Here is an 8,768-nt window from a genome sequence, read left to right as displayed (position 1 = left end):
CTTGTGCATTGCGGTAGCAAATCACCCACACTTGCAAAGATGACAAATAAAGATTCTTGTCATTCTGAACCCCCTTTAGAGGCTGAAGAATCTCTTAAAGATTCTAAAAAGGCTAAAAGTCAAGCTTAAGTTTTAATCTTTTTGATAGGCTTTGTTATCACTTAAAAAGCTTTAAGATGCAACACAGAGGTTTAGAAAGGTTTAAGATTAGGGGATAATGCAGGGAATCATTGATAAATCACATTAAAGGTTGCTCTACTCATTCAGCGATAAGCCCTCAAATAAATAATAAAATCCAATTAATCCAACAAGCATTAAAATAACATCACTAATAATCCCAATAAGGCTCTTATATCGCAAGAAAATAGCCTTTTGCATAAGGATAGCATAAGCAATAAGGATACAAAAATCAAAGATAATCCATATCGCAACTAGAATGCCTAAGCTTAGGGCGATAGAATCTGTTATATTGATAAATTGAGGGAAAAACGTCACGAAAAATATAATATCCTTAGGGTTACTGATAGCAATCCCAAAGCCCTCCAAAAAGCTAGAAATAAAATTTTTATTAGAATGATGAGTGTTTTTAGTGGTTTGATTCAAACTTGGTGAAAGTCTAGGTGAGAGGCTGGGTGATGAAAGAAAACTTGGCGAGAGGCTAGGCAGTGAGGGCAGGTTTTCTGATAGGCTAGGCGATGGGTCTTTTGATAAATTATCTGCTTTTGATAAGTTATCTACTTTTAGACAATCTGCTTTGAAACTCTTTTCTTTTGATAAACCCTCTGCTTTTATACAATCTTCTTTTATACAATCTTCTTTTGACAAGCTCTCTACTTTTAAACCCTCTGATTTTATACAATTCTCTTTTGATAGACAATCTGCTTTTAGACTCTCTTCTTTTAGACTCTCTACTTTTGACAAGCTATCTTCTTTTAAACTCTCTACTTTTGACAAGCTATCTAATGAATTAGAGAGATGATTTGATGAATTATCTAATACATCAGAGGATAGGTTAGGTAAGAATGTGCTAGATGATAAATTTGTCTCTTTAGCTAATTTATGCTGATAGTTTCTCTGATACAGAGAGCTAGCCCCTAAATAAAAGATAAACACACAGCCCAAAAGGCTCATCACAGATAATGCAAAAGGAGAGATTCTAAAGATACCCAAAATCACAGCAATAGCAAAGGCTATCAAAAGTAAAGAGGCAAAATTCGTGCCTATGCTTGTAAAAAATGCTATCTTAAAACCATAAAATGAGGCATTGCGTATCACGAGTGCCACCACAGGACCGGGTGTCGCAATGAGCAAGAATACTGCTAGGATATAAGAAAATAAGACTGCAGTCATTAAGATTCCTTTTTAGAGATTTTTAAAGGACAAGAATGTTTCTTTTTTAGTGTGCAGAGCGTTTTCATCTAGGGTAGTTTTCATCTAGGGTGTATTGCCTCCATTCAAAGCTGTCCTTTAAAGCCAAAGAAGCCCAAATCTTTTGGTAGATAGTTATTATTATATTTTTTAACCCTATCTCTTATTATCTCTCTTATATGTATCCCTTGTTTCTTACCTCCACTAGCCACATAATCAAAATTTTCTCTAGGATTTATCACAAATGCAATATCACCCAAATTCCTATTTCTGAAAATTTTGTGATGAGGACAGCTTACATTGAAAAATAGCTCTACTTCATTAAAACAAAAGCTCCATCTAGAATCATTTGGATTCATAGGGATATAGTCTAGCCATTGTTTTAAGAGAAGTTGTTGCCAAGCAAAAGTCTGTTCTTCAACAAGGCTAGTAAATTGATTTTGAAAAAATATGACTAGAGGGTTATAAATCCTTTTATGAATAGGTGTGATTTTTACAAATTCTGTGTATTCCATCACACCATTGATTAATTTTCTTATCTGATTAATGGGGATAAATAAAAATAAGATACTTTGAATCCTATATGCCTTAAGGTTGCAGCACTTCAAACTTAACGCCTTTAGTCTTTGAGAGATACTTTGAATCTTATATGCCTTAAGGGCAAAAATACAAGGGAATTTTAGATTTTGTATTGTGTGTTTGCTCCCTCCTCTTTTTTTCATCTAAACTCTACCTTAAAGCTTTTTTTAGAAAAAGCCTCTTTGAAAAATTGATTAGATATTTTGGTATTTTGTGTTTTTAAGATTCTAAATTTCATTCATATTCCTCACATTCTAGCACTTTTTTAATGCTTTAAGATTCTAAGCTTTTATAAAACTCTTACTTATAAATTCTAGCTTAATTTTAATACTTTTAGATTCTAAATTTTTATAAAACTCTATAAAACTCTTATGTCAAAGCAGATGCAATTTTAAGCTTTTTTAAGCTCTTTTATTGACTTTAGATTTCAAGCTTTTATAAAACCTTTCCGCAAATTACCTTATCACCTTGAGTCTTTTATTGACTTTAGATTCTAAGCTTGTATAAAACACAACTTGTAAAACAAAAAAATTACTTTTATTAACTCTAAGCTTTATAAAACCAGCACAACACCGCCATACAATGATAACTTTTAATGTTTTAAAGATTCTAAATTTTTGTAAAGCTATGTCTTGCAGCATTAATCTCAAAAGCTTTTATTTTTTAGATTCTAAGCTACATCAAATATTTATGCTGTGATTATGGAGGTATGATTTTTTAGATTCTAAATCTTATGAAACTCATTCTTTATTCTTATAGCTTGTAGATGATATTTTTATTTTTTAGGTTTTAAGCCTCATAAACTACTATAAAATTTTATCCTCCAAGCCCCCTAATTCTAGCATTTTTTACTTTTAAGATTCTAAATTCTATAAGATAATTCCTACTCTTTATCTAAAAGTGGTAATTTTAGTATCTTAAAGCTTTTGTAAAATCAAGTTACTTCTGTGATAAATCTAGTGTGATATATTTTAGTATCTTAGATTCTAAATCTTATAAAACTAAGGGGCATAGCAATGCAAAGCCTTTATTGCTTTAAAGATTCTAAACTTTTATAAAACTCTATAAAACTCTTATGTCAAAGCAGATGCAATTTTAAGCTTTTTTAATGCTTTAAGATTCTAATTTTATTAAACTAAAAGAAAAGAAATTAAAACTTTTTAAGCTCTTTTATTGACTTTAGATTCCAAGCTTTTATAAAACTTTTACTTATAAATTCTAGCTTAATTTTAATGTTTTAGATTCTAAATTTTTATAAAACTCTATAAAACTCTTATGTCAAAGCAGATGCAATTTTAAGCTTTTTTATTGACTTTAGATTCTAAGCTTTTGTAAAACACAACTTGTAAAACAAAAAAATTACTTTTATTAACTCTAAGCTTTATAAAACCAGCACAACACCGCCATACAATGATAACTTTTAATGCTTTAAGATTCTAAATTTTTGTAAAGCCTGTCTTGCAAATTTTTTAAAAGACTTTGCTTTTATTTTTTAGATTCTAAACTTCATCAAATATTTATGCTGTGATTATGGAGGTATGATTTTTTAGATTCTAAATCTCTTGTAAAACTTTACTTAGCCTATTTAGTATCGTTTCTAATTTTATTGCTTTTAGATTCTAAGCCTCATAGAATAATCTTTTCTTGCTAAATCCCATAAATCTTATTTAGGTGCTTGCACTGCCTTTAGGGCTTGTTTGCTCACCTAGCCTCTTTTACTTACGCCCCATAGCCACATTTTGCTTTGCTGCACTCCACATAATGATGAAGTGTTGCTTTACTAAGCCCTATAATAGCACCCTTTTACCCTAACGAAGAGGGAGAGAGACCACATCGCAGAGCCTTACTAAGCCCTATAAATAGCACCCTTTTACTCCTCCCCTTATTCCTTAAGAGTGAAGCATAGAATCTTTAGGATTAGAGATATTTGCTTAAGCAATGAGGACTTTTCTTAACTTATTTTATTACTTATTTTTTTGCTTCAACTTTAAGAATAAAACTTTCTATATCAATCTATAATCTTTTATTATCCACATTTTTATTCCTTAAGCTTCAAGGGAGCTAATGTCAAATCATTTTAGCCTTTCTTTCTTGTAAAATTATATCCTAATAGAAATTGCAATTTTTAAGAGAAAAATATCTAAAACCTTTAAGTTTCAAAATGGTTTCATTGGCTATAATGCGGGCATAAATCATCACTCTTAAATTCTAGGAGCTAGTATGCAAAGAAACTCTAAAATCTATTTATTCTTTAATATGGCAATGCTATCTGCCTTTGGTCCTTTTGTAACAGACTTTTATCTTCCTGCCCTGCCTAATATCAAGGAGGTTTTCCAAAGCACTACCTCATTAGTCCAGCTTTCTTTAACTTTCTCTCTTATAGGATTAGCACTAGGGCAGCTTTTGATGGGACCTTTGAGCGATAAATATGGACGCAAGAGCATTTTGCTCTTATCTCTAGGCTTATTTATCATCTCTACTATCGCTTGCTTGCTCTCAAAGGACATTTATTCTTTCATCATCTCAAGGTTTATTCAAGGGGTTGCGGGAAGTGGGGGAATAGTGATTTCTAAATCTGTGGCTTTGGACCTGTTTGAAAAAGAGGAATTAAGCAAGTTTTTCTCTATCTTAGGAGCGATAGGGGGGATAGCCCCCATTTGTGCGCCTATATTTGGGGGATTTGTCTTAAAATACACAGATTTTCACGCTATTTTTAGCATTTTGCTAGGCATAGGCGTAGTCTTATTTGTTTGCATTATCTTTTTTAAGGAGAGTTTAGCACAGGAGCATAGAATCAAGGAGGGGTTTTTAAAAAGCTTTACTTTCTTTAGGGTTTTAAGAAACAAGCCCTTTGTCCTTTATACCTTAACACAGGCTCTTTCTATGGGCGTGATGTTTAGCTTCATTGCCTCAAGCTCTTTTATCTTTCAAAGGCATTTTGGGCTTGATGAGTTAAGCTATTCTCTATGCTTTGCAGGGGCAGCCATTGGCATTACCTTTGGTGCGGGCATAATGCCCCTTTTTAGAGATGATAAATTAGCCCTAAAGCTAGGATTATATGGTATGGTGATAATTGGCTTACTTGTGTGTGCCGCTCTAAACCTTAGGGTAAATCTCTTAATTCTTGAAGTGGCTTTTGTGGTGTTATTTATCTTTTTGGGCTTTATTTTGCCCTCTTCGACAAGCCTAGCAATGCAGCTAGAGACAAGAAATTCTGGTAATGCTTCAGCCATTCTAGGTTTCGCCCTCTTTGCCTTTGGCGGGCTTATCTCGCCTCTAACGGGTATCAATGATATTTTCTTTTCTACAAGCATTGTAATAATTCTCTGCTCTCTCTTGGCACTTATTTTGGGACTTTTAGCTTTGAGGAATAGCTGAATTAAGGATTAATTTGGGGCTTTTGGCATTGGATAATGGCTGATATGGAGGGGATAATTATTAGGCTTTGGTATTAGGTGATAGATTGCAATGAGAGGTTTAATTAATGGGCTTTTAGCTTTTTTAAGGGTAATTGAAACTTTTAGCTTTGGGAAATAACTTAAATGAGAGTTAATTAGGCTTTGGTATTAGGAGGTATATTGAAATGAGAGGTTTAATTAATGGGCTTTGAGCTTTTTTAAGGGTAATTGAGACTTTTAGCTTGTATTTAGGCTTATTGAAACTTTTATTAAGATAGAGTAAATAAGAGGCTAACTAAGACTTTTGTATTAAATTAATGTTAATTGAGATTTTGAGAGTTCAATTCAATGGTAATTTGGGCTTTGAGAATTAATTAGGATTTTTGACTTTGAAAAATAGATGAATAGGGAGTTGATTAATGTGGCTTTGGTATTAAAAGATAGATTAATTAGGGCTTTGAGAATTAAGATAGAGTAAAGAGGGCTTAGAGGCATTATCAAAGATTAAAAGGATAAGAATCAAAAAAGAGGGAGGCTTACAGGGATAGGAATAGCTAAATTTATTTTAGTCATAGAATTTCTTAAAGATTAGAAATATAGCAGGGTATGCTATTTAGTTAAGTTTTTCTCAAAAAATTCTTTTAATCGTTTATAAATCTCCTCATTTCTTGTTTCTATATCCTCTTTAGTCCAATTTGTTTTATTACTACTGCCTAGATGTTTCATTTCTAAAAAATTAGATTCTAAATATTGCGGTTTTTTTCTTGTAAAATATTCATTTCCAGCTTGGATATTTTGTTTTTTCTCAAGCAAAGTTTTATTGCCAATATATTCTAAAAACTTTTGTGCGTCTTTTTCATTCCAACCCATATAATTTGCTTCTGTCCATTTCTTTGGGAAAATATGCTCAATCTCACCCTTAACAACACTATAATTTTTCTTATTACAATTCCATTCCCACTCTTGATTTTCATTATAAATCAATGTATAGATAATTAAAATATACCTGATTTGTTTAGATAAAGCTTTCACGCAAAAATCCGTAAAATAATCCATCTTTGGCATTACTAAATCTGGAATATTTAAAGAAGGCTCAAATATATATTCTCTTTTCTCCCTGATTAAAATATTTGCTCTCATAAATCCCCAAAACAAACCAGAGCTACCACCTTTACCATAAATAAGCCCTAAGGCACAATAGCTAACAAGTTGTGGTAAAACTCTATCAAAGATATTGCTTTCATCATTAATATTTTTTTGAGGTTTATGAACATAAAAACACATACTCACAACCATTTGCCAAAGTTTATTTTGATAGATGTTTAAAATATCAAAATATTTTTGTGCCGAATAAGAGAAATATTCTTTAGGATTACACCAAAATTCTGCTAAGTCTTTTATAATAATAAATGTTTCTTTTTTAGCTAGTAAATCCTTATTTGCCGCAAAATTAACTTTTTTCTTTTTAGAATTTTCTTTATCTTTTTTAGTAAAAAAATCTAAAGTGCTAGGGATAACTGTATCTAATTCATCATTTAAGGCTCTAATTATATGTTCATATTGAGCAAATAAGAATCCTATATTTTCATTTTTTAAATAAGGCGAATTTACAATCTTGTTTTCTAAGCTTTTCCACTCAATCGCAAAATTCTTTCTATCTTGCTCATTTCTTTTACTCGCATAAATAAGCCCTTTAAAAATATCTGACACGCTCAAAGACACTCCACGATTATTGAGTGTGTTAAAGATTCTTAGGGCATTTTCTTGTCCATCGCATTCAATAGGCAAAACAATACAAGAATTTAATAAGGAGAGACAAAAATTAAACCAATCTGCTGGCTGTTCTTTTGCTAATTCATCAATTTTCTTAATAAAAAAGAGATAATTTTTCTCATAATTACAAGAAGATTTTTTTATAATATTATCTATTTTTTCTTTTTCAAATTGATAAGTGTTACTTAAAATTCTCTCTAAAAGCTCATTGTCTGAATTAATAGCGACTTCGCTTTTAAGATGGGGTTTTTCAAAGTTTATTTCTCCATTAAGTTGATTCCTATCCCACAGACAAGATGATAAGCGGCTAATAAGTTCTGGAATATTTTTATTTTGTTGGTTAATAGCTTTTTCATATAAAGCTCGAATTAAGAGACTTAAGGTGGTTGTTCGTTGTTGCCCATCAATAATATTTTGTTTTCCATTTTCTTTATACATCACAATAGAACCTAAAAAATACTCATCACTATTGTTAGATATGTTGTTAAAAAAATTAAAAAGATCGTCCCATAATTGCTCACATTCATCTTCACTCCAAATATAAGCCCTTTGATACATTGGAATCAAGAATCTGTTTTTTGATAAATACTCAAACACACTTTTGCGCTCTGTTTTCATCTCTGCCATAGCCTATTTTCCTCTCTACTATATTGTAAATTTTCTTAATTAATTTTACCACGACTTAACTTAACAATCCTATAATATCCATTCCAACCTGATTTCTCTATAATTTTATTTATTCATTATCTTATAAAATCACCTATTATTCCTATTGATTTATTCTAGTAAAGTTTCAAAACTTATTTTTAATAGGATTGATAACCCACCCCCCACAGCCTATAAAGCCTCTTTCTATCCTTTCAACATTTCAATTTTATCATACTAAGGATTTAACTTTCAACACTAAGATTTATAATACTAAGGCTTTAGCTTTAAGTATCTATAAATCTCTATAACTCCTTGCAGAACTCCAATAGCTAAAGCATTATTTTTTCTTTAACACTTTATACAAGAGCTACAACAAGGAGTATTCCTCTCTTGTTGTAGCTTATTTCTTTTTTACCTAACGCTAGAAGTTGATTATGACGAAATTTTCTTTTATACTTTAGATTCATTAATATTTCTTAAGCTATTGCCTCCTTTATTCATCTTGTTTATTTAAGATTCTTGTGATTCTTTAATCCTCTTATCTTTATCAATGAGTGCTATTAAAGTCTCTTTATCGGTGAGCGAGAGAATTAGTCTGTATTGTCTCTCACCCTTTTCATCGCTATTAATCAAATATCTATTTTTAATTTTATTCTTTGAGAATTTTTCTAAAATCTCCTCTTGTTCTTCTAAAATATCACGCAAAGCTATTAAAAGCAAGGTTAGAGTTGTGAGCCTTTGTTGTCCATCAATGACTACAAGCTCGTTGATAGCAGTTTGAGAATGACTATCTCCTATATACATAATAGAACCCATAAAATGTGCTACTGCCCTTTCATTATCTCCAACTTTTAAAATATCACTCCATAGTTTTTCACAATGCTGCTCCTCCCAGCTATACATTCTCTGATAAACAGGAATAACAAATTGTGCATTTTGAGATTTTCCTATAAAGTCTAGTATTTTTGTTGGCTTTGCCTCCATATTTGTATGCTCCTTGTT

At 31.1% G+C, this 8,768-nt stretch carries 6 protein-coding genes; 1 reads left to right on the top strand and 5 read right to left on the bottom strand.

All coding sequences use genetic code 11. From position 1 onward, the window contains the following. Positions 1-255 precede the first annotated feature (255 nt). The 3 genes from CQA44_RS13025 to CQA44_RS12430 all read right to left on the bottom strand — a co-directional run bounded on the left by CQA44_RS13025 (position 256) and on the right by CQA44_RS12430 (position 2,588). Entirely contained in the window at positions 256-1,350 is a 1,095-nt protein-coding gene (locus CQA44_RS13025) for a LysE family transporter (protein ID WP_220272157.1), read from the bottom strand. A gap of 104 nt (positions 1,351-1,454) precedes the next feature. Further along, a complete protein-coding gene (locus CQA44_RS10290) occupies positions 1,455-2,090 on the bottom strand; it encodes a YqcI/YcgG family protein (RefSeq protein WP_115547153.1) in 636 nt (211 codons plus the stop codon). A gap of 312 nt (positions 2,091-2,402) precedes the next feature. Further along, positions 2,403-2,588: a hypothetical protein gene (locus CQA44_RS12430; protein ID WP_147289789.1), complete on the bottom strand. Its 186-nt coding sequence runs from the start codon at positions 2,586-2,588 to the stop codon at positions 2,403-2,405. A gap of 1,579 nt (positions 2,589-4,167) precedes the next feature. Between CQA44_RS12430 and CQA44_RS10285 the strand changes: the two genes are divergently transcribed. Further along, positions 4,168-5,325: a multidrug effflux MFS transporter gene (locus tag CQA44_RS10285; protein ID WP_115547152.1), complete on the top strand. Its 1,158-nt coding sequence runs from the start codon at positions 4,168-4,170 to the stop codon at positions 5,323-5,325. Positions 5,326-5,954: 629 nt separating this feature from the next. Here CQA44_RS10285 and CQA44_RS10280 read toward each other — a convergent pair. Together CQA44_RS10280 and CQA44_RS10275 are read right to left on the bottom strand one after the other, a co-directional pair. Beyond that, positions 5,955-7,745, bottom strand: a complete 1,791-nt coding sequence (locus tag CQA44_RS10280; RefSeq protein WP_115547151.1) for a DUF262 domain-containing protein — start codon at positions 7,743-7,745, stop codon at positions 5,955-5,957. A 531-nt stretch (positions 7,746-8,276) separates the two neighbouring features. Further along, on the bottom strand, positions 8,277-8,768 hold a 492-nt coding region (locus CQA44_RS10275; RefSeq protein WP_309544892.1), incomplete at its 5' end, for a DUF262 domain-containing protein.

The organism is Helicobacter sp. MIT 14-3879, from assembly GCF_003364125.1.
This window is presented reverse-complemented; position numbering and strand designations above follow the sequence as displayed.